At 44.1% G+C, this 20,634-nt stretch carries 17 protein-coding genes; 6 read left to right on the top strand and 11 right to left on the bottom strand.

Translation table 11 applies throughout. The annotated features are described in order from the left end of the window. Positions 1–46: 46 nt before the first annotated feature. The 4 genes from ACZ42E_RS01860 to ACZ42E_RS01845 all read left to right on the top strand — a co-directional run bounded on the left by ACZ42E_RS01860 (position 47) and on the right by ACZ42E_RS01845 (position 4,854). The gene (locus ACZ42E_RS01860) at positions 47–1,210 is read left to right on the top strand and encodes a glycosyltransferase family 4 protein (RefSeq protein WP_464892765.1); all 1,164 of its coding nucleotides are present in this window, start codon (positions 47–49) and stop codon (positions 1,208–1,210) included. Then, positions 1,203–2,225 (top strand): hypothetical protein, encoded by a 1,023-nt coding sequence (locus tag ACZ42E_RS01855; protein WP_464892764.1) that lies wholly within the window; start codon positions 1,203–1,205, stop codon positions 2,223–2,225. Before ACZ42E_RS01860 ends, ACZ42E_RS01855 begins: the two co-directional genes overlap by 8 nt. Positions 2,226–2,311: 86 nt before the next feature. After that, on the top strand, positions 2,312–2,677 hold the full coding sequence (locus tag ACZ42E_RS01850; RefSeq protein WP_464892763.1) for an ArsR/SmtB family transcription factor: 366 nt from the start codon (positions 2,312–2,314) through the stop codon (positions 2,675–2,677). Between the two features lie 20 nt (positions 2,678–2,697). Beyond that, complete coding sequence (locus ACZ42E_RS01845; RefSeq protein WP_464892762.1) at positions 2,698–4,854, top strand: heavy metal translocating P-type ATPase; 2,157 nt, start codon at positions 2,698–2,700, stop codon at positions 4,852–4,854. 34 nt (positions 4,855–4,888) lie between these two features. Here ACZ42E_RS01845 and ACZ42E_RS01840 read toward each other — a convergent pair whose 3' ends face one another. The 6 genes from ACZ42E_RS01840 to ACZ42E_RS01815 form a co-directional block, all read right to left on the bottom strand. Then, positions 4,889–8,407 (bottom strand): glycoside hydrolase family 130 protein, encoded by a 3,519-nt coding sequence (locus tag ACZ42E_RS01840; RefSeq protein WP_464892761.1) that lies wholly within the window; start codon positions 8,405–8,407, stop codon positions 4,889–4,891. Positions 8,408–8,535: 128 nt separating this feature from the next. Further along, the gene (gene pepF, locus ACZ42E_RS01835) at positions 8,536–10,323 is read right to left on the bottom strand and encodes an oligoendopeptidase F (protein ID WP_464892760.1); all 1,788 of its coding nucleotides are present in this window, start codon (positions 10,321–10,323) and stop codon (positions 8,536–8,538) included. A gap of 141 nt (positions 10,324–10,464) precedes the next feature. Continuing rightward, positions 10,465–12,393, bottom strand: coding sequence for a TRAP transporter permease (locus ACZ42E_RS01830; RefSeq protein WP_464892759.1), 1,929 nt, complete (start codon positions 12,391–12,393; stop codon positions 10,465–10,467). Continuing rightward, positions 12,390–12,905: a DUF1850 domain-containing protein gene (locus ACZ42E_RS01825; protein ID WP_464892758.1), complete on the bottom strand. Its 516-nt coding sequence runs from the start codon at positions 12,903–12,905 to the stop codon at positions 12,390–12,392. The genes ACZ42E_RS01830 and ACZ42E_RS01825 overlap by 4 nt, the downstream gene beginning before the upstream one ends. Before the next feature lie 14 nt (positions 12,906–12,919). Beyond that, complete coding sequence (locus tag ACZ42E_RS01820) at positions 12,920–13,885, bottom strand: TAXI family TRAP transporter solute-binding subunit (RefSeq protein ID WP_464892757.1); 966 nt, start codon at positions 13,883–13,885, stop codon at positions 12,920–12,922. 332 nt (positions 13,886–14,217) lie between these two features. After that, a complete protein-coding gene (locus ACZ42E_RS01815) occupies positions 14,218–14,952 on the bottom strand; it encodes a TIGR00266 family protein (protein ID WP_464892756.1) in 735 nt (244 codons plus the stop codon). Between the two features lie 107 nt (positions 14,953–15,059). Here ACZ42E_RS01815 and ACZ42E_RS01810 point away from each other — a divergent pair, with 107 nt between their 5' ends. After that, complete coding sequence (locus tag ACZ42E_RS01810) at positions 15,060–15,557, top strand: NUDIX hydrolase (protein WP_464892755.1); 498 nt, start codon at positions 15,060–15,062, stop codon at positions 15,555–15,557. A gap of 30 nt (positions 15,558–15,587) precedes the next feature. Next, complete coding sequence (locus tag ACZ42E_RS01805; RefSeq protein ID WP_464892754.1) at positions 15,588–16,181, top strand: DUF502 domain-containing protein; 594 nt, start codon at positions 15,588–15,590, stop codon at positions 16,179–16,181. Here the strand turns inward: ACZ42E_RS01805 and ACZ42E_RS01800 are convergent. The 5 genes from ACZ42E_RS01800 to ACZ42E_RS01780 form a co-directional block, all read right to left on the bottom strand. Next, positions 16,178–17,056: an LCP family protein gene (locus ACZ42E_RS01800; RefSeq protein WP_464892753.1), complete on the bottom strand. Its 879-nt coding sequence runs from the start codon at positions 17,054–17,056 to the stop codon at positions 16,178–16,180. The genes ACZ42E_RS01805 and ACZ42E_RS01800 overlap by 4 nt on opposite strands. Positions 17,057–17,204: 148 nt before the next feature. Next, positions 17,205–18,362 carry an LCP family protein gene (locus ACZ42E_RS01795; protein ID WP_464892752.1) on the bottom strand — a complete coding sequence of 386 codons (1,158 nt, stop codon included), beginning with the start codon at positions 18,360–18,362 and terminating at the stop codon, positions 17,205–17,207. 85 nt (positions 18,363–18,447) lie between these two features. Then, complete coding sequence (hflX, locus tag ACZ42E_RS01790) at positions 18,448–19,533, bottom strand: GTPase HflX (protein WP_464892751.1); 1,086 nt, start codon at positions 19,531–19,533, stop codon at positions 18,448–18,450. Positions 19,534–19,548: 15 nt separating this feature from the next. Continuing rightward, complete coding sequence (locus ACZ42E_RS01785) at positions 19,549–20,229, bottom strand: SdpI family protein (RefSeq protein WP_464892750.1); 681 nt, start codon at positions 20,227–20,229, stop codon at positions 19,549–19,551. 22 nt (positions 20,230–20,251) lie between these two features. After that, positions 20,252–20,524, bottom strand: coding sequence for an autorepressor SdpR family transcription factor (locus ACZ42E_RS01780; protein WP_464892749.1), 273 nt, complete (start codon positions 20,522–20,524; stop codon positions 20,252–20,254). Between the last annotated feature and the right edge of the window lie 110 nt (positions 20,525–20,634).

Below are 20,634 nucleotides of genomic sequence, written 5' to 3'. Positions count from 1 at the left end.
AATATATGGAAAAATATTTAAAAACTTTAGCAAGGAGGAACCTGTTTTGGCCATCTTAAATTTAGGCACTTTCCCCCCCAAACAATGCGGGATAGCTACCTTCTCCCAGGACTTGAAAAACAGTCTGGAAGTAAACGGGGAAAAAGTAAAAATTATAGCTGTCTCTGACGCGGGTTATGATTACCATTATGGGGAAGAAGTCATTTTCAATATAAGACAGCAGAAGAAAACTGATTACCTGGAAGCAGCGATACTGGTTAACAATACCCCGGATATTGAAATAGTGATAGTTCAGCATGAATACGGCATATTTGGCGGCGAAAGCGGAAGCTATATCCTGAGCTTTACTGAAAAACTGAATAAACCATATGTGGTGGTAACCCATACTGTTTTGCCTGAACCTCAAAAAAATCAGCTTAAAATATTGAAAAACCTTTGTACCGGAGCAGGCGGCGTAGTATGCATGACAGAGAACTCTGCTCAGCTCCTGACAGGATTATATAAGGTAAACCCGGACAAGATAAAGGTTATCAGTCACGGTGTCCCTCCCTTTAAAAAGGAGGCTTCCGAAGTTCTCAAAGCCAAATATAATTTAACCGGATACCAGATAATAAGCACTTTCGGCCTTATTGGCCCCGGCAAAGGGCTGGAGCTGGGCATCAAGGCTATGGCCGAAGTAGTAAAAGAATATCCTGACACTATATACCTTATTCTGGGACAAACCCATCCGGTACTTAAAAAAACAGAAGGGGAAAAATACCGGGAAATGTTAATCCGGTTAATTTCAGAACTGCATCTTGAAAACCATGTCCGGTTTGTAAACAGGTTTTTATCTGATGAAGAACTGGGAGAATACCTTTATCTTACTGACATCTACCTGAGTCCTTACCCTAATAAAGACCAGGCAGTAAGCGGAACCTTAACCTTTGCCATAGGCTGTGGACGGGCTATCGTATCTACCAGCTACACCTATGCCCTGGAAGTGCTTAAAAATGGGCGGGGGCTTTTAGCCAGCCAGGCAGATCCTGATGAACTGGCCAGATTAATCAAAATGATTTTAGGGGACAAGGAACTTAAAGAAAGATTGCAGTCTAATGCCTGTGAGTTAGGGCAAAAATGGCTGTGGCCCAATATAGGCCAGGAATATGCCCATTTCATAAGAAAAATTATTCAAAACAGCAAAGGAGAGCAAAACTTAAGCTATGCTTGATTACAGGCATTTTATGCGCCTTACGGACGAAAACGGCATCCTGCAGTTTGCCAAATTGAGTTCTCCTGACCCTTTAAGCGGATATACACTGGATGACAATGCCCGGGCACTGATTATAGCTCTCCAGATGGAAGAAGGTTATGAACTGGCTTATAAATATGCCTCCTGGCTCTCAAACGCTATACAGCCTGACGGAAGCTGGTCCAACTTCCAGCTTAACGGTACCTATTACCATACTTTTGATTCGGAAGACAGCATAGGCAGAGCTCTTCTCGCCTGCAGTGCAGGCATGAACAGCCCTTTTGCCGATATAAAAGCCATGTGTCAAAAAATGCATGCCCTTTTCCTGCCTTCTTCCCTCAAATTTAAGTCTCCCCGGGCAGTCGCCTATACCCTGCTCGGTTTATGCAAAATAGAAGATAAAAAACTTAAAGCAAAATATATAAAAAATTATGGAGATAAATTGGCACATTTCCTTATCTCCCTTTACCAAAACCACCATACCAGAAGTTTTCGCTGGTTTGAGCCTTACCTTACTTACTGCAACGGCATCCTTCCCCAGGCTCTCTGGGCCTACTATGAAGTAAGCGGAAATAAAAAAGCCCTGAAAATTGCCCATGATTCCCTTAATTTTTTAAACAGCGTCCTGTTTAAAAAAGGTTATTTAAACATTATCGGCAATCAGGGCTGGTACCACAAAGGCAAAAAAATCCCTTTTTATGATCAGCAGCCAGTAGATGCAGCTTCCACTGCCTTTGCCTGTTTTGAAGCGTATAACATAAGCGGGGAAAGCGAATATCTGGAACTGGCTGTACTCGCTCACAAATGGTACCGGGGGCACAATATAAATAACCTTCCCCTTTATGACAAAAAAACAGGAGGCTGTTTTGACGCCCTTACCCCGGAAGGGGTCAACCTCAACCAGGGAGCAGAAGCAGTCATTTCCCTTCTCCTTGCTGATACCCTGATGCTTAATTTCATTCGCGAAAAAGCCAATATGGAAAAAACCTCTTAAAAAATATCCCTCTTTACATAAGGGGGATATTTTATTTATCATAAACATATGAATAGTTGTTCAATTGTTTATATAGGGGGTGCAGAATGAAAAAAAACAGATTAAGAGAAGAACTTTGTGAGGTTCATGAGGTACATGAAGAAAAGGTTGCCCGGGTAAAAGATATAATGCTGCCGGAAGAAAAAGCCCAGGCCCTGGCCCAGATATTTAAAACTCTGGGAGACCCTACCCGTATACGCATCATTTTTGCCCTCATGCAGGGGGAACTCTGCGTATGCGACCTGGCTGAAATAACCAGCTCTTCAGAATCAGCCGTATCCCATCATTTGCGGCTTCTGCGCACCCAGAAGCTGGTTAAATACCGCCGGGAAGGGAAAAACCTGTTTTATTCGCTTGATGACCACCATGTAGAAAAGCTTTTTAAAGAAGGACTGGAACACGTATATGAATAAAAATGCGGGAGAGGATCAAAATGGAAGCATCAGTTCTGAAAGCAAGCCCTGCTGAAACATTGCAGGCCGACTTTTATGTAACAGGCCTTGACTGCCCGAATTGTGCCGCCAAACTGGAAAAAGCGGTACAGGAGCTGCCGGGAGTTGTAAGTGCCTCCTTAAATTTTGCCAGCGGTAAGCTCAAGGTAGAATTCGTGGAAGGGAAAGCAAGCAAACAGGAAATCATAAACCTTGCCCACTTCTTAGGCTATGAAGCCAGAGAAGCTGAAGGGAACAAAGTTTACGAGGAGGAAAAAAACAGCTTTTATGCCCTGCTCTTATCCAACCCCTTCGGCGTTTCCTCCATAATATCAGGGATCTGCCTTCTGGCAGGCGGAATTATCTGGCTTATAGGAGGAAATGCTCGTCTGATGGATTTTTTCTTTATAGCTGGCATAATCGGGGGTATCATCATGCCCGGCCGCAGTGCCTTTAATACCCTGTTAAGGCTTAGAAAGCTCGACATAAACGCACTTATGATAATAGCGGTTACCGGTGCTATCTTCATAGGGGAAACAGCAGAAGGCGTAATGGTCGTATTCCTTTATTCCCTGGGCAATTTCCTGCAGGCTTATACCTTTGACAAAACCCGAAACTCCATAAGAAGCCTTATGTCCTTAACTCCCAAAGAAGCACTGGTTATAACCGACAAAGGTGAGATAATAAAACCCTTAAATCAGATTATGATTGGGGATATAGTTCTGGTGCGTCCCGGCCAGTCTATCCCGGTTGATGGCATAGTAGTAAGCGGAAATTCTGCGGTTGACCAGTCTTCCATTACCGGAGAATCTGTACCGGTTTACAAAGAAAAAGGGGATGAAGTTTTTGCCGGCACCTTAAATACCAACGGGATTTTAAAAATAAAAGCCACCAGATTATATAAAGACACTGCCCTGCAGAAAATAATCTACCTTCTGGAAGAGTCCCAGGCAGAACGCTCCCCTGCTCAGCAGACAGTAGACAGGTTTGCCGGCTACTATACCCCGGCAGTTATCATGATAGCTCTACTGGTAGCCGCCATTCCTCCTCTACTGTGGGGGGAAGAAGCACACAAATGGGTTTACCAGGGTTTAGCCCTGCTTCTGGTAGCCTGTCCCTGTGCCCTGGTAATCTCCACCCCGGTAGCTATAGTATCTGCCCTGGGCAGCGCTTCCCGCAAGGGAGTACTCATAAAAGGAGGAAGCTATCTGGAAGAATTGGGGAATATCAAAGCAGTAGCTTTTGATAAAACAGGAACTTTAACCAGGGGAAAGCCGCAGGTTAGCAGAGTTATTACCAGGAAAGGGGATGAAAAAACCCTTTTATCTATTGCGTGTGCCATAGAAAAAAATTCCGAACACCCTCTGGCCCTGGCCATAACCGAATACAGCATGGAAAAAGGAATCTTTCCCTTTTCAGTATCCCATTTTGCAAATGTGCCTGGCCGGGGTGCTGCAGCAGTTGTCGAAGGGAAAAGATATTATATAGGAAACCCCCTTTTCATTGAGCAAAACGGGATTAAAACTGACTGCATCAAAAAAGATATAGATAATCTCGAAAATGAAGGCCAAACGGTTGTAATCATCGCTTCTTCCTCAGAAATCCTAGGTCTTATAGGTATTTCCGATACCCTGCGGGAAGAAGCCAAAGACGCAATAAAAAAACTTAAGGAAACCGGTATAGAGGAAATAATCATGCTTACCGGAGATAATGAAAAAGTAGCTTTAAGTACAGCAGAAAAACTGGGGATAAAATCTTTTAAAGCAGAGCTTCTGCCCGAAGACAAAACAAAGATAGTAAAAGAAATAAAGAAAAAATATAAACTGGCTATGGTAGGAGACGGCATAAACGATGCCCCGGCCCTGGCAGCATCTGATATAGGCATAGCCATGCGGCATAAGAATACGGACATAGCTATGGAAACTGCCGACATGGTCCTTATGTCCAACAACCTGTCTGCCCTGCCCGAAATAATAAATTTGAGCCGCCGGACAGTAAAAATCATAAAACAAAATATATTGGCATCAGTACTTATAAAATTATTAATCTTTCTTCTAATAATACCCGGCATGCTCACCATGTGGCTGGCAGTGCTGGCTGATGTAGGAACTGCTCTGGCCGTAACCCTTAATGGAATGAGGCTTCTTAAATATGACTAAAGTAAAAAAGGCGGTGCCTTGAGCACCGCCTGCCTTATTTCCTAAAAGCCTCTGGAATAAGATCGGCCAGTTTTCCGGTAGCCACTCCTATGCTGGTATCAGCTGCCCCATAATAAACCAGGATTTCATCATCATCTTCCAGTATTTCCTTGTCTTCAGCCGGCACCGCACCACAGGTAAAAACTACATTGGGCACCCAGGCTCCATCCAATCCTACCTCATAATCCTTTTCCGGCTCCAGGATGGGATTTAGTGAACGGTACAGAATTTTGCCCGGATTTTCCATGTCCACCAGCAAAACTCCCAGCCGGTATATATAATTATGGTCAACTCCGTGATAAATGAGCAGCCATCCGTATCTGGTCTTTAAAGGCTGGGCTCCAGCCCCAATTTTCAAAGAATCCCACATGCGTCCCGGTCGGGGACCAGCAATTATGGCATGTTTTTCTTTTATCGGAAACTTCAGCTCATCTGTATAAGTTACCCATATACTCGGTTCAATGCGGTGATAAATAACATACTTGCCTTTTATCTTTTCCGGCCAGATAATAGCATCTTTGTCCCATATATTGGTAAAAGCCAGCCCTTCCCGCTTCCATGCCGTATAATTCCCTTTTTCAAAATCGCTCAGCTTGATAGATGCACAGGCCACCTGGGCTATATTGCCATCATAGGCCGTATACAGCATAAAAATCTTATCCCCCATTATAATCACCCGCGGATCTTCACATCCCATTTTCTCTTCCGGAATAGCAGGCGAAAATATAGGGCGGGGAAGCCTTTCAATAACATTAAAACCATCAGTAATAGCCAATCCTATATGAGAAACATTATACTCCCCTACTGCACGGTAGAAAAGATATACTTTATCTTTTATGCGCAAGGCTCCCGGATTTAAAACATACTTCGATTCCCAGCTGTGTTCCTTTATAGGCTCCAGAATCGGATTTTTTTCATATCTCTTGAGATACCTGCTCGGTTCATTGGTAATCTCCTGTACTACTACCGCTACATCCCGCGGGCGGGTCGGAAGCAGCGTATCCAGAAGGTTGTGGCTGCTTTTGCCCTGCTGGATTAACCGGTAAACTATATCCTTTATCTCTTCTGGTTCATACCCCAGCTCCCGATATAAAACTTCCAGAAATTCATGATTAAACCAGCGGCTTTCTACACTGGTAGTAAAAGGGGTAGGAATTTTAAGCCCTCCTTTAAAACTGTACCCTGCCCAGCTCCAGGCCGTACAGCTTAAAAAGGTTCCATCCTCCAGAACCTGGCTCAAGCCATAGCTGTCAGCCATAAGCTGGAAAAGGCGGGCTTTTTCCCCCTCTCCCTCTTCCTGCAGTTTCTCAGCCAGCTTCCTTATCTTATCTACTAACCGGCGGTGCTGATAATTTTCAAAAATATGGTAAGCGGAAAAATCTTCTCCTTTAGCCATAGATAGGAGGGAATTTTTTATCTTCTCGCCGATATTTTTTCTCTGCCTTACAGTAAGCTCAAACAGTTCTCCATAACTTTCTGCCAGGGAAATCCGGCGCAGAATACTGGTAAAATATCTTAAACGCGGATATTTGCCTCCCCTTTCTTCCGGCAGCTTCCTCACTGCTATCCTGGCGGTTATGCGGTTAAGATAGCTTATTTTATGCCCGCTAAGCCCTCCTCCCTGTACAATCTCATCTTTCAAAACCAGAGGCTTAAGCTTTATCTTGCTGAAACTCTCTGGCCTTATATTCTCAACCAGCCACAGAAGGTCCCTATCCGTATAACTCCAGCTTTCAATAAGATTGGCATAAGTTACCGCATCCCGCACATCCATACTCTCCATCAAATCCTGCGGTTTATAAAACCCCAGGGGAATCATAAGGTTTAAAGGCGGGAAGCGCATAAGCATCTCCCTTAAGATTTCATCATTTATGGTAAACATTTCAACGGGGAATAAATCCATAATCTTGCCTGCAAAACAGCTCAGCCCTTCTTCTGTATCAAGCCGGCCAGGGAACAGCTCTTCCAAAGCCTTTTCCAGCCTCAGCATGAAACTTTCCACGGCACCAACAACCAGAAAAGGAGGAGCGTCTTTTTCTATTCCCAAACCATCACTCAAAAACCGGTCAAACCTTTCTTCATACACCTTGCGCAAATGCCTGAAAATAGCATCCGTATTTACTATCCTTTCATCCTTGCCGGTTATAGTTTTGGGTACCACCACAGGCTTATTAGGCACATATTCCATATACCCAAGCGGTATAATGGGAGGTTTGTGCTGTTCCTTCAATTCCAGCCAGCGGCGGTTAAAGTCAGGTTTTATCCCTTTTAATCTTTCAACCAGGTATCCTCTTATTTCATCCGCTTTATACCCTAAAAGCTTTCTGCTCTCCTCTTTTTCCAGGTTTTTCAGCTCTTCTGCGAAAAACTCCAGTTTTTTTGCAAAATTGGCGGCATACGCTGCATAACAGGCAGTTAAAATTTTTATTATCTCATCTGTCTCTCCGTCGTCGGCAAATGAATACAAAAGCATAAGCTCAGTAAGCACATATGCCCATCTCAACTCTTCCATCTCTTCTCCGTGTCTTAATAACCTCTTGACTTCCGTGGGATATAAAGGTTTTACCGAGGTTACCCCGTTCTTTTCTTCCTGATACACCCCTTTAAACGCTTCCTGCATGCGCGGCAGCAAATGGGCATAAAACAGATTTCCCGCGCCATGCAGACTGTTCCTGCCGGTATCTATCTTTCTGGTAACCAAACGATCCTTGAGCCATACTGCACTGTCCCTCTTTATTGCCGTGAGCAAGGTTTTTAAAGTTTCTTCCACCCTTTTCCTATCCACAGTAAAACTAAAACCTTTTTCTCTTTTTAAATCAAACAGGCAAATATTCTTATTCCAGCACAATGCTCTGCTTATAAGCCAGAAATCTATCCCTTCCCCGCTTATCAAATCTCCCCAAAAACGAGCTTCATGTGCCAGCTCTTCGATAAAATCATGACAAATAGCATAAACTCCTCCCCAGGAATTCTCTATGAGGGACCCATAAAAAACTTCCAAAACCGGGGATATTAAAAGGAGGTGTAAAAGGCTTTTATCCATATCAGCATTAAAATCGCCTATCACCATATCATAATTGCCCTGGATTGGAAATATAAATCCATCCATCCACAAATAATCCTTATCGGCAAAAAGATCCAGAGCATCAGTAGAAAAGAATATAAGATCAGCATCAATAAACTTGCACATTTCAAGCAAGGCTCTTACTTTCATACCTCTCCCCTGCATGCCTTCCGGCAGGCACCACTTAAGGCAGGGATGATGTATGGCAATATCTTCTCCCCAGCTTTTTTTATCCCTTTCCTGGCTATCGCCTATACAGACAATAAGCTGCCTTTTCCCCATCCATTTAAAAAGAAGCTTATCTACCTTTTTCAGTATTTCCAGCAGGTTGTGGTCTTCCTTCTCAAAGAGAATACCCACTACCAGGTCATAGTTTTTAAACCCTTCTAAATCCCGGTAAAACTCACGCAAACTCTGTTCAAACTCTGCCTCCCGCATTAAATGCGCCAAAGCCTAAACCTCCTTCACAGCAACTCATAGTATAATTATGCTCCGTTAAGGCGGATTATATTAGTCTTACAAAAACAAATCAGGCTGTTCTGGCTTTATTCAAACTACCAGAACAGCCTTTCTTTCTACTACTTAACCAGCTTTTCCATCTCCTTTACCAGAGAAGCAAAGTAGCTTAAGGCTTCCTCTACCGGCTGGGGGGTAGCAAGGTCTACCCCGGCCTTTTTAAGTATATTGAGCGGATAGTCAGAGCCTCCAGCTTTCAAAAAGTTCATGTATCTTTCCACCGCCGCTTTCCCTTCTTCCTTTATATGCTGTTTTATGGCCGTAGCAGCTGAAAAGCCGGTAGCGTATTTATACACATAAAACGCAGAATAGAAATGGGGGATTCTCGCCCATTCCAGGGCTATCTCATCATCCAGCACCACCTCGTTTCCGTAATAAAAGCGATTAAGCTCTTTATAGATGCTGCAGAATTCATCAACCGTTACCGGCTCTCCCTTCTCTACCTTTTCATGCACTATCTTTTCAAATTCAGCGAACATAGTCTGCCGGTAAACGGTGCCCCTGAATTCTTCCAGGTAATGATTGATAAGGTACAGCTTTTCCTTTTCATCATTAGTATTCTGAAGCATATAGTCGAGCAGGAGCGATTCATTTACAGTCGAGGCTACTTCTGCCAGCAGTATGGGATACTGGCTGTAAACATAAGGCTGGCTGGTATTTGAATAATAGCTGTGCAGGGCATGTCCCATCTCATGCGCCAGAGTAAAAACATCATCCAGCCGGTTATCATAATTAAGAAGCACATAAGGATGGCTGTCATAACAGCCCCAGGAATAAGCCCCGCCTGTTTTCCCTTCATTTTCATAAACATCTATCCAGCCGCTTTCCAGACCTTTCTTAAGCTGGTTAATATAATCATCCCCCAGAACCTTTAAGCCTTCCAGCACCAGTTCCCTGGCCTGGCTGTAGTCATATTCCTTTTTGTATTCCTTAACCAGAGGCACATAAAGGTCGTACATGTGAAGTTCATCTACGCCTAAAACCTTTTTACGCAGGGCGATATACCTATGCAATGCATCTATATGTTTATGAACAGCATTAATCAGGTTTTCATATACCTCTACCCTGACATTGTCCTGGTCCAGGGAAGCTTCCAGAGCTGAATTGTACCTGCGCACCCTGGCATAAAAAATATCCCGCTTTATGGAAAAACTTAAAGAGGCGGCCAGGGTATTTTTCAGTTTTTCATAAGAACTGTAAAGGCCTTTAAAGGCAGCCTTTCTTACTTCCCGGTCATAGCTTTCCATAAACCGGCCAAAATTACCCTTGGTAAGCTCTACTTCCCGCCCTTCTTCATCCTTTATCACGGGAAACTTTATGTCTGCATTATTGAGCATGGAAAATATCTGGGAAGGGGCTGCAGAGATATCAGCCGTCATAGCCAGGATTTTCTCTTCATTTTCCGAAAGAATGTGTTCTTTCTTGCGCCTCAGTTCATCAAAATAATGCCGGTAAAGAGCTAATTCCGGCTCCTCAAGAAAACTGTCCAGGGTTTGGTCAGGAATATTCATCATTTCAGGAATCATGAAAGAAAGACTGCTATTTACCTTAACCCCCAGCATTTCTGCCTTATCACACAGGACCTGGGATGATGACAGAGTATTATCCTCATCCCTCTTCATGCGGGCATAAACATAAAGCTTTTCCCCCAGCCTTTCTATTTCTTCACTGAGCTTGATGGCCGTCAAAAGTTCCTGAGCAGAGCCCCCCAATTTCCCTTTATACTTTTCTATTTCCCCTAAAAGTTTTTCTACCCTGGCATAATCATCATACCAGGATTTTTCATCCGGATACATATCAGAGAGCTTCCATTTATACTCTTCACTTATCTCCTGTCTCTTCTTGGACATCCTTTCTCCTCCTTGCCAAACCATTTCCCTAACATTATAAAATACCTCTCATGCTAGTATCTACCAAAAAACAATCCCTGATACATAAGCATTCCTTAAAATCCAGGATAAAAGATAAAGCCGGGAATCACTTCCCGGCTTTTACGCATTGGTTCTGGATATCCTGATCCTTTGCAGCAAATAGGCTGCTGCCATAACCATAAGTCCTATCAGGTCAGTATACAAACCTGGACTGATCATCAAAAGGCCGCCTACAAAAAACATAATCCGGTCATAAAAACGCCCATGGGTAATAAAATAACCCGAAACAGCTGCCGCTACGCCAATCATCCCTACCACAGCGGTAAATACTGCCAGCAGCACCTGCGATAAGTGAGCGTCTATCATAAGCAAAACCGGTGACATTACAAATATATAAGGAACGATGAAGGCTGCTATTGCCAGCTTGGCCGCATTTATCCCTGTCTTCAATGGATTGCTGCGGGCAATGCCGGAACCGGCAAAAGCCGCCAGAGCTACCGGCGGAGTAACATCAGCAATAATCCCGAAATAAAAAGCGAACATATGGGCAGCCAGAAGGGGCACTCCCAGCCCGACAACGGCTGGAGCTGCAATAGTGGAGGTAATAACATAGTTAGCCGTAGTGGGAACCCCCATGCCCAGGATAATTGAGGTTATCATGGTGAAAAACAGGGTTAGCAGCAAATTGCCATCAGCCAGGCTGATAAGTGTTGAGCCAAGCTTCAGGCCTAATCCTGTTTTGGTAACTACCCCAATTATTATGCCAGCTGTGGCGCAGGCTATTATTACCCCTAAAGCGCTCCTTGCCCCATCTTCCATCCCCTTTAAGATATCCCGCACTGATATGCGGGTAGATCTTTTAAGCATGGCAGTTGCGATAGTGAGGGCTATAGCCCACAAGGCCGCTTTCATAGGGGAAAAACCTTTTACCAGCAGATATACAATAGCTATAAGAGGAAGGGCTAAATGTCCCCGTTCTTTTAAAACCTCACCAATCCTTGGCAGTTCTTCTCTGGGTATCCCTTCCATGCCGTTTTTTCTGGCTTCCAGATGAACGCCCAGCATTATACCGGCAAAATAAAGCAGGGCAGGTATGATAGCTGCTTTTACCACCTCTATATAGGGCACCCCTACAAATTCTGCCATAAGAAATGCAGCTGCTCCCATAATAGGAGGCATAAGCTGTCCTCCGGTAGAGGCAGCCGCCTCAACTGCCCCTGCAAATTCTGGCTTATAGCCGAGCTTTTTCATCATGGGGATAGTAAGGCTTCCGGTACCTGCTACATTGGCTACCGAGCTTCCAGAAATAGTCCCCATAAGGCCGCTTGATATTACTGCCACCTTGGCCGGTCCGCCTCTGGCCCAGCCTGCTACTGCATTGGCCAGATCGATAAAAAATTGACCCAGTCCAGTTTTTTCAAGATAGGCAGCAAAAAGTATGAACAGGAAAATAAAAGTGGAAGAAACTCCCAGAGGAATCCCAAAAACTCCTTCGGTCGTAAAATAAAGATGTTCAACCAGCTGGGGCAGGTTTACCCCTCTATGGGCAAAAGCTCCCGGCATGTAAGGTCCAGCATAAGCATAAGCCACAAATATAACCGCTATAACTACGATAGGCCAGCCCACTACCCGGCGGGCAGCTTCCAGAACCAGCAGAATACCTAAAGTTCCCACAGCTATATCCAATGCTGTAGCCATACCAGCCCTGGCTACCAGGTCTTGATAGAAAAACACTATATAAAGTGGAACCAGAGCAGCAACTACAGCCAGAATCCCGTCAACAAGGTGCAGATGTTCCCGAGACCATGATTTGCGGGCAGGATAAAGTAAAAAAACTAAAGCCATGGCAAAAGAAAGGTGCACAGCCCTCTGCAGTATAGCATCCAGAGTGCCAAATATTCCGGTATATATATGAAACAGCGAAAAACTTATCGCAATAATCGCTATTACCAGCCGAAAAAAGCCATCATAACGACGGTAGTCTGACTCCCGGTCATATTTAGCCAGAAACTCATACATATTAAAACCTGTTTCATTTTTTGCTGTCATTTCCCTGCCTCCTTTCCTGCTTGCCAGTTTTGATACCAAATGGCAGCCAAGCATTTATTGGTGATCTTCAGTTCTATAAGTTCTCCTGGTTCACAATAGTCAGCAAACAGATACTTTTTATCTCCATAAATCAGGGCCTGCCTGGCTATGGGCATAAAACCCCAAGTAATTTTCTCATATCGGCGGTTCATATTCTCGATTTTAAAAACACCATTTTCTTCAACAAACTTTCCCTCTTCCGGCAAAAAAGGAAGCCCTACTCCTAAAGAACTATAAGTTGTAGAAGTCAATAAAATTACATTTCCCGGTGCGGGAACAAAATGTTCCTGCACCGGGGTCTTCTGTACCGAATGTAAATACTCGTAAGTAAAAGTTTTTTCATAAACAAGCGGGATGATTAAAATCTCCCTCCCGTCCTGCCGGGACAAAACCAGAGAAGGCAGCGGATAAAATAAAACTATAATCAAAATAAGGAAAGCTGCCAAAATAAGCATCTTTAATTTGCTTCTCATATAACCCCACTTACTTATTCATTAAAAAACTTTTCGGCACCTTTATGCATAGGTATAGACAGCCCTTCCTTTGCCGTCTCCTTGCTTATAACCTTGCCTATCGGATGAGCAGCCCCCAGACGGTCCAGGTTGTTAAAGATAGCCCTGGTAATTTCATAAGCCATTCCTTCATCCATTCTGTCCGTAGCTACCAGCATAGCCATAACTGCTACCGTTTCCACATCTTTATCCTGTTTAGGATATGTTCCTGCCGGAATAACTACCCGGGTATAAAAAGGATATTCCTTTAAAAGACTGGCCTGTGCATTTCCTTCTACCGGAAGCAGCACTATATCATGCTGAGCCGCAATATCCTGTACAGCAGCAGTCGGGAAACCTGCTGTAAGAAAAGCGGCATCAATGTTCCCGTCTTTCAAGCTGTTGGCAGCTTCGGCAAAAGAAAGATACTTAACATTGATATCATCATATGTTATGCCATAAGCCTTAAGTATCTGCCGGGCATTGGCTTCCACTCCGCTTCCCGCAGCTCCAACCGCAACCGTCTTGCCTTTCAAGTCAGCTATACTCTTAATGCCGGTTTTCTTCAATGTAACAATCTGGCAGGTTTCCGGATACAGGCTGGCTATAGCCTTAAGCCCTTCCACCTTGTTGCCTTCAAACATCTCTATCCCATTGGCAGCATAATAGGCAATATCATTCTGAATAAAAGCCAGGTCAGCATCCCCGCTCTTTAACTGATTGGTATTGGCTACTGAAGCCCCCGTTGAAGCAGCGGTAGCATTCATGCCTTCAATATTGCTGTTAAGTATTTCGGCAATAGCTCCCCCTAAAGGATAATAGGTTCCTGCCGTTCCGCCGGTAGCAATCGTCAAAAATTTTTTCGGCGCAGCCGTGTCATTTTTTCCGCCACAGCCTGCCAAAGCTGCCAGCATGGTTAAAACCAGCAGCAAAACCAAACCTTTCTTTCCCAGGTTTTTCAATGTAAAACACCCTCCTTTTTAATATTTATAAACCTGCTCCGTTCAGGCACATACTTTATAATTATAGCCTATTTTGCTCTCCTATAAAATCTATTTTTCTTGCCAAATCGACAAAAATTATAGCATAATTTCCATCTAAACCATTACCTGTATAAAATAATATCTGCTTAATCCTTATTTTTTATCCTCAGCTATACTACCTAAAAATAAAAACAGCAGTTATTCTAATATAGAAAAGTAGAGAAAAAACCAGTAAGAAATAAAAAATCGGAAAACACAAAAAGGTCCTGTTTTAATAGCCTAAAACAGAACCTTTCTAGCCTTATTTTATATTAATCAATATTTATGCTTATCCCTCTATTCTCATCCCTGTTCTGCCATTTGGCAGCGGCGGCAATGCGGTCAGCCAGCCTCGATAAAGGCAAGCTCTGCATGTAAACAATCCCCGGCCCTTCCAGCCGCACCAGGAACAGCCCTTCTCCGCCAAACAAAGCGTTTTTAAAGCCGCCTATAAATTGAATGTCATAGTCAATGCCAGGCGTAAAGGCCGCCAGGCATCCGGTATCCAGCTTTAAAACTTCCCCCCGCTTCAGTTCGCGTTTAATCAAAGTGCCACCAGCATGTATAAAAGCCATTCCGTCCCCTCTTATCCGCTGCAGAATAAAGCCTTCCCCTCCGAAGAGGCCTGCTCCCAGCCTTTTGGTAAAAGCTATGTCTATATCTACCCCTTTGGCTGCGCACAAAAAAGCATCTTTCTGGCAGATGATTTCCCCGCCAAATTCTTTAAGGTCAACTGGAATAATCTTGCCCGGATAAGGAGCGCCAAAGGCTACTTTCTGCCTGGTCCTTCCTTCATTTAAAAAGGTGGTAATAAAAAAGCTTTCCCCGGTAAGCATCCGCTTAAACCCTTTAAAAATACCGCCTTCCACACCAGTCTGCATCCTTATATCCTGGTCCATATACATCATGGCTCCTGCTTCCGCCCTTACCCCTTCTCCCGGATCCAGTTCAATCTCCACGATCTGCATATCATCCCCGTATATGGTATAGTCAATAACATCAGCCATGCCCTCTATCCCCTTTCCTATTGGATATACTTAAATTATAATATATATTTAAGCCAGTTGCGATTTTTTTGGAAGAAAAAGCTAAATTTTTAACAGGAAGTGAAAAAATGGATTACAAATACTGCCCTTTATGTACCGGTATCCTGGAATGGGGGTTTTTCTACGGGCGCAACCGCCAGTACTGCCCCAGCTGCGGCTTTATAAATTATGTAAACCCCCTCCCCACTACCGTAGCCCTGGCTGAGAGGGACGGCAAAATACTCCTTATAAAAAGAGGCATTGAACCATTAAAGGGAGTCTGGACTCTGCCCTCCGGCTTTATGGAAACCGGGGAAACCCCGGAGCAAGCCTGTTTAAGGGAGCTCAAAGAAGAAACCAGCATGGAAGGGAATATAGAAGGCCTCATCGGGGTATTTCACAGCATAACCCCCATGTATGGTGATATAATAAGCATCGTCTATTATATAAAGCTCTGTCCGGGAAATCCTGAGCCAGGTGATGACGCTGACGGGGTCAAGCTGGTAGCTATCAATGAAATTAAAGACCTGGGTTTTCCCTCTTTCAATAAGGCTTTTGCGCTTTTTAAACAGAAATATTTTTCCTAAACCATCCTAAAGCAGGCAGGAGGAATCAGAATGAGAAAGCTGGCTTCGCTTTTTTTAGCTGGGTTAGCCACCCTTCTTCCCATAGTAATATCCCTTTACTTTATATACTGGATTTTTTCCGCCGTTGACAGCATACTGGCCCCCGTAATCATGCATTACCTGGGCCGCCCCATCCCCGGGCTAGGTTTTGTTCTAACTATTGCCCTGGTAACCTTTATAGGCCTTATTTCTACCAATATCGCAGGTAAAAAAATAATCGCCTGGTGGGAAGACATTCTGATAAAAATCCCTCTTTTAGGCAAAATATACGGCACAACCAAAAGAATAACCAGCTCCTTTTTTTCCAAAGAAAAAAGCTCTTTCAGCAAAGTAGCCCTGGTTGAGTTTCCCCGCCCCGGCATATATTCCCTGGCTTTTGTCACCAATGAAGGGGTCCCTTTCCTGGAAGAAGAGGTTTACACCCTTTTTATCCCCACTACCCCCAATCCTACTTCTGGCTGGTTTGTAATGATGCCCAAAGAACAGGTCAAAATTCTGGACATAAGCATTGACCGGGGAATAGAGATGGTTATATCTGCGGGTATGGTAAATGGTGAGGATAAAATAAGTACCCAGAAAATTTAATAGCCAGGTTCCTGTATCACTTCAAACCGGCTGCCTTCATAAAGCGAAGGCAAAATACTCCTGGCCACCTTTTCATCAACTATCCAGTAGCTGGCTCCGGAGTAAGGGCACCAGTAGTGATAACCAGGCAAAGTCTGGGTAATTACATTTTCTTCCCCTATTTGATAGGCTACTCCCGCTAGATAAATAATTTCATCAAAAGATAAATTTGTATCTATACTCTTGCTGAGCTCATCTACTATTCCTGGAATTTTATCTATATTTTCCCTCTGTTTCAGCTGGTTAAACAGGGCTACCATCAGCTTCTGCTGCCTTATGGTCCTTCCTATGTCAGCATCAGGCCCACCCCTGAACCGTACATATGCCAGAGCTTCCCTTCCATTAAGCCACTGCGGCCCCTTTTTTATTATAAGTCCCTGCCTGTACCATTTTATATCAACATCTACATCGATATAGACTCCTCCCAGCCTGTCAATTATCTCCTCAAAACCCTGCAGGTTAGTTAAAACATAGTGGTTAACCTTTGCCCCCAAAAGCTTGCTTACCTGTCTGCAGGTGGCTTCCGGCCCGTAAAGCTGGGACAGCATGTTTATTTTTCGCGTTCTCCCCTGGTAATTTACCCTGGTATCCCGGGGTATGGACAGTAAAATTATCCTGCCTATCTTTTTATTCATGCTCACCAGGATTATGGCATCACTTCTGGCCATATCTTCTCCAGGACGGGCATCTATACCTAAAAGCAGGATATTTACACTTTCCCCCTCCGCCAGCTGTTTCTGCAGGGAAGGGAAAAAGGCTTCTTCCAGCTTAACACCAAGCAAGGTCAGGCTTATTAAAAGGGCAATCAGAAAAGGAGGCTTTTTGAACTTTTTCACAGGCATCATCCCTGATAAGCAGCTTTCTATGCTTTAATTAATATGCGTAAAGCTGCTCTTAAATAACTCCTGCCTGAAACAAAAAAGAGCCTTGCCGGCTCTCCTATTTGCCTGCCCTTCGGCAAAAAAATCTAAAAAGGCAGTATTTTCAGGGGGAAATAGAATTATTCCCTTCCTCCCCGGTATAGCTATTGTCAATACTGCTGGTACTGCTGCCAGTATCACTATCTATACCGTTTGCAGCTCCCGTATCCTCACCTTTATCACTTTCAGAAGGCAAAACGGTATTCTGCTGTATCGTGGTATTAGTGTTTTCCCCGGTATTTGCGGAAACACTGGTTTTGCTTTTCTCACTTCCGGCATAACGCGTTCGGTTGCCTCCTTGCCAGGAAGGAGGATCTTTGGCTACTTCATAAGTTTTGCCATTAAACAGGTCATCAATTATTCCTCTGGCAATTTCCCGGTCTGCCTCCCAGTAGCTGGCTCCTGTCCTGGGATCGGTAAAAGAATAGCCGGGAAGAGTCTGGGTAACGATATTGGCTGGATCAAATTTTCTGGCCATTTTCGCCATGCGCACCGCTTCCGTGAGGGGGATATTGGTACGCACATTCTCCATAAGCTCCGGAACCAGTTTGGGAAGTTTTAAAATATTGCCGCTTTTGAACATCTGTTCCGCCAGGGCTTTGATGAACTTCTGCTGCCTGGCTGTACGCCCTATATCAGCAGTGGGTCCACCCCGGTAGCGTACATAGCGCAGGGCATCTTCCCCGCTTAACACCTGTTCCCCCCTGGATAAATTTATATTCAAAGTTGGGTCTGGGTCATAATGGTACATATCAGTTTCCACATCAATTTTGACCCCGCCCAGAGCGTCGATTATCCTGGCAAAGCCGGCAAAATTGACAATTACATAATATTTTACTTCACAGCCTAAAAGTTCTCCTACCGTCGCACAGGCTGCTTCCGGCCCCCTGAAAAGGTTTACGCTGTTTATCTTGGCAGAAACCCCGGGCTTTACTTCTATCCTAGTATCTCTGGGTATCCATACCAGAGCTGCCCTGTTATTCTTTTTGTCAATACTGGCTAAAATCATGGTATCACTGCGCGAATTAAGCTCAGTCTTTCTAGCATCAATCCCCATTATAAGCACATTAACCCGGCCCTTGCCGACCAAATCCTTAATATCATCAGGGCTGAAAAAGTGAAGCTCAAGCTGTTTGCCTATCAAACAACCGGTGCCAAAGGTAAAGGCAAAAACAACTATGATTGATATCAAAAATCTTACTTTGTACCTTATGTCCTTCACCAGCTTTCTCATTTTTTCTACACCGAAACTATTTTAGCAGGATAAAACAAAAAATGTCCATAAAAAAATAAGGGGTGCCCCCTTATCAAAGCAGCCGTGAAATCCTTTTAAGCAAATCCTCAAGACCCTCTCCGGTTCTGGCTGAGATGTAGACTCCGCTGCCATTTTCATGCGGAACTTCCCCTGCCAGGTCAATCTTGTTATATACCAGCAATATCTCCCGGTTATCCGCACCCAAATCCTTAAGCACCTTTTCTACTGTTTCTATCTTATTAAGGTATTCGGGATCAGAAATATCAACTACATGCAAAAGAAGGTCGGCATAAACAGTTTCTTCCAGGGTGGAACGAAAAGCCGCCACCAGGTGATGGGGCAGATCCTGAATAAATCCTACCGTATCGGTTATTAAGACTTCCTGCCCCCCTTTCAGCTTTATCCGCCGGGTTGTAGTATCCAGAGTCTGAAAAAGCCGGTCATCAGCTTCCACCTCTTCACTTTTCCTTTCATGCAGAGCCCGGCAGAGCAGGTTAAATAAAGTAGATTTTCCCGCATTGGTATAGCCGACCAGGGCAATTTCCTTGATCCCCGAACGCTGTCTCTTCTTCCTGTGCAGTTCCCGGGTTTTCTTCACCTTTTCCAGCTGCTTTTTAAGCTCCTGTATCCTTCTTCTTATATGTCTTTTATCAAGCTCCAGCTTCTGTTCCCCGGCTCCTCTGGTACCAATACCGCCGCCCAGCCGGCTCATCTCCTTCCCTTTGCCGGTTAAGCGCGGCAGCCTGTAGCTAAGCTGTGCCAGCTCCACCTGCAGCATTCCTTCCCGGGAACGCGCCCGCTGGCTGAAAATATCAAGGATAAGCAAAGTCCTATCCACAATTTTTATCTCTCCAAGCGCTTCCTCAAGATTTCGAAGCTGTACGGGAGAAAGCTCCTGGTCAAATACTATAAGGTCAGGTTCTGTCTCTTCTGCCAAGTGTTTCAATTCTTCCAGTTTCCCTTTGCCTATATATATGGAAGGGCTTGGTTTTTCCCGGGCCTGGGTCAAAACAGCAGTTACCTCCCCTCCAGCTGCCTTGACCAGCCCCTTTAGTTCATCCAGGCGATAAGCAAATGCCCTGTCATCTTCGCCCCGTCTTCTCATTCCTACCACAATAGCTTTTTCTATTCGGTCCAAGGCTACATCTCCTCTTTAATCCTGTAATTTTTCATAAATGGTATACGAATAAACAACCGGCACCAAAACCATAACCATCAAGGAAGCAAAAAACAAACCTGTTCCCCAGACGCTGTCCATAAAAGAAGCCAGCAGGCAAACTATTCCTCCCAGTACCCATACCCTGGCCCCCAGACGGTGAGTCTTCTGCCATACTTCCTCACTGGCCAGCGTCCAGGGAGTCCTGATCCCCACAAAATAATTGTGCCTCAGCTGTCCCATAAAATTGCCAATTAATATAAACAGTACCGCTACCATAGCTTTTACCAGAAAGCCTACATTTAAATTATAGCCCATGCCGGCCAAAATACTTATAACATAAATCAAGCCTAGAAAAATAACTAATAGCTGGCGAATAAAAGTATAGGCCCCGGCAAAACGCTGATAATTTTCCCTTTTGGGATCTAAATATGGCAAAAATAACATTAGAAGATATACGCCAGCCATTATAAGCAGAGGAACAAAAACCCCGTAAGGCTTTGCCCAGTAAGCATCAACTTCCCCTTTAAAATTCCAGTGCCTGGGAATTTCCTCCGGCAGATGGGGATAAACAAGCAAGCTGCCTATTATAAGCCCCCCCAGTAAAAGCCATAAAGGCCAGTCTTTTTTAATCGCTTCCCGAACTGAAAAACCCCGGTTTTCTTCCCCTTTTCTCATAACCCTTCTCCTTTCCTTAATCTTACTTGCGTTCGATAAAATCATAAAACCAGCCTATAACTTCCTGGAAAACCGTAGTGTTGAGGGAATAATAAATATTCTGCCCCTTTCTCACATCCTGCACCAGGTTGGCCTGTTTTAAAACATTCAGGTGGTGGGAAATACTAGGCTTGGTCATGTCAAAATGTTCAGCTATTTCCCCGGCAGTAAGGTCGCCTTTCTGCAGAAGCTTTAAGATCTCCCGCCGGTTAGGATCAGATAAAGCTTTAAAAACATGGTTCAAGGGCACACTCATCGCTCCCACATATTTTTATATTTAGAAAATTATCTAAATATCTAATTAGATTTTAATCCATGTTTAAAGCAAAATCAATAACATTCTGTCTAAAAGCGGATAACAAAAAT

Source organism: Thermosyntropha tengcongensis (genome assembly GCF_055381335.1).
Note: the sequence above shows the minus strand (reverse complement) of the source record. Positions and strands in the feature narration are given on the sequence as shown.

Coding starts and splice junctions, on each gene's coding strand:
- ACZ42E_RS01810 (WP_464892755.1), top strand. CDS start 15,060: ATGGATTACAAATACTGCCCTTTATGTACCGGTATCCTGGAATGGGGG.
- ACZ42E_RS01830 (WP_464892759.1), bottom strand. CDS start 12,393: ATGACAGCAAAAAATGAAACAGGTTTTAATATGTATGAGTTTCTGGCT.
- ACZ42E_RS01855 (WP_464892764.1), top strand. CDS start 1,203: ATGCTTGATTACAGGCATTTTATGCGCCTTACGGACGAAAACGGCATC.
- ACZ42E_RS01805 (WP_464892754.1), top strand. CDS start 15,588: ATGAGAAAGCTGGCTTCGCTTTTTTTAGCTGGGTTAGCCACCCTTCTT.
- ACZ42E_RS01850 (WP_464892763.1), top strand. CDS start 2,312: ATGAAAAAAAACAGATTAAGAGAAGAACTTTGTGAGGTTCATGAGGTA.
- ACZ42E_RS01780 (WP_464892749.1), bottom strand. CDS start 20,524: ATGAGTGTGCCCTTGAACCATGTTTTTAAAGCTTTATCTGATCCTAAC.
- pepF (WP_464892760.1), bottom strand. CDS start 10,323: ATGTCCAAGAAGAGACAGGAGATAAGTGAAGAGTATAAATGGAAGCTC.
- ACZ42E_RS01815 (WP_464892756.1), bottom strand. CDS start 14,952: ATGGCTGATGTTATTGACTATACCATATACGGGGATGATATGCAGATC.
- ACZ42E_RS01845 (WP_464892762.1), top strand. CDS start 2,698: ATGGAAGCATCAGTTCTGAAAGCAAGCCCTGCTGAAACATTGCAGGCC.
- ACZ42E_RS01825 (WP_464892758.1), bottom strand. CDS start 12,905: ATGAGAAGCAAATTAAAGATGCTTATTTTGGCAGCTTTCCTTATTTTG.
- ACZ42E_RS01785 (WP_464892750.1), bottom strand. CDS start 20,229: ATGAGAAAAGGGGAAGAAAACCGGGGTTTTTCAGTTCGGGAAGCGATT.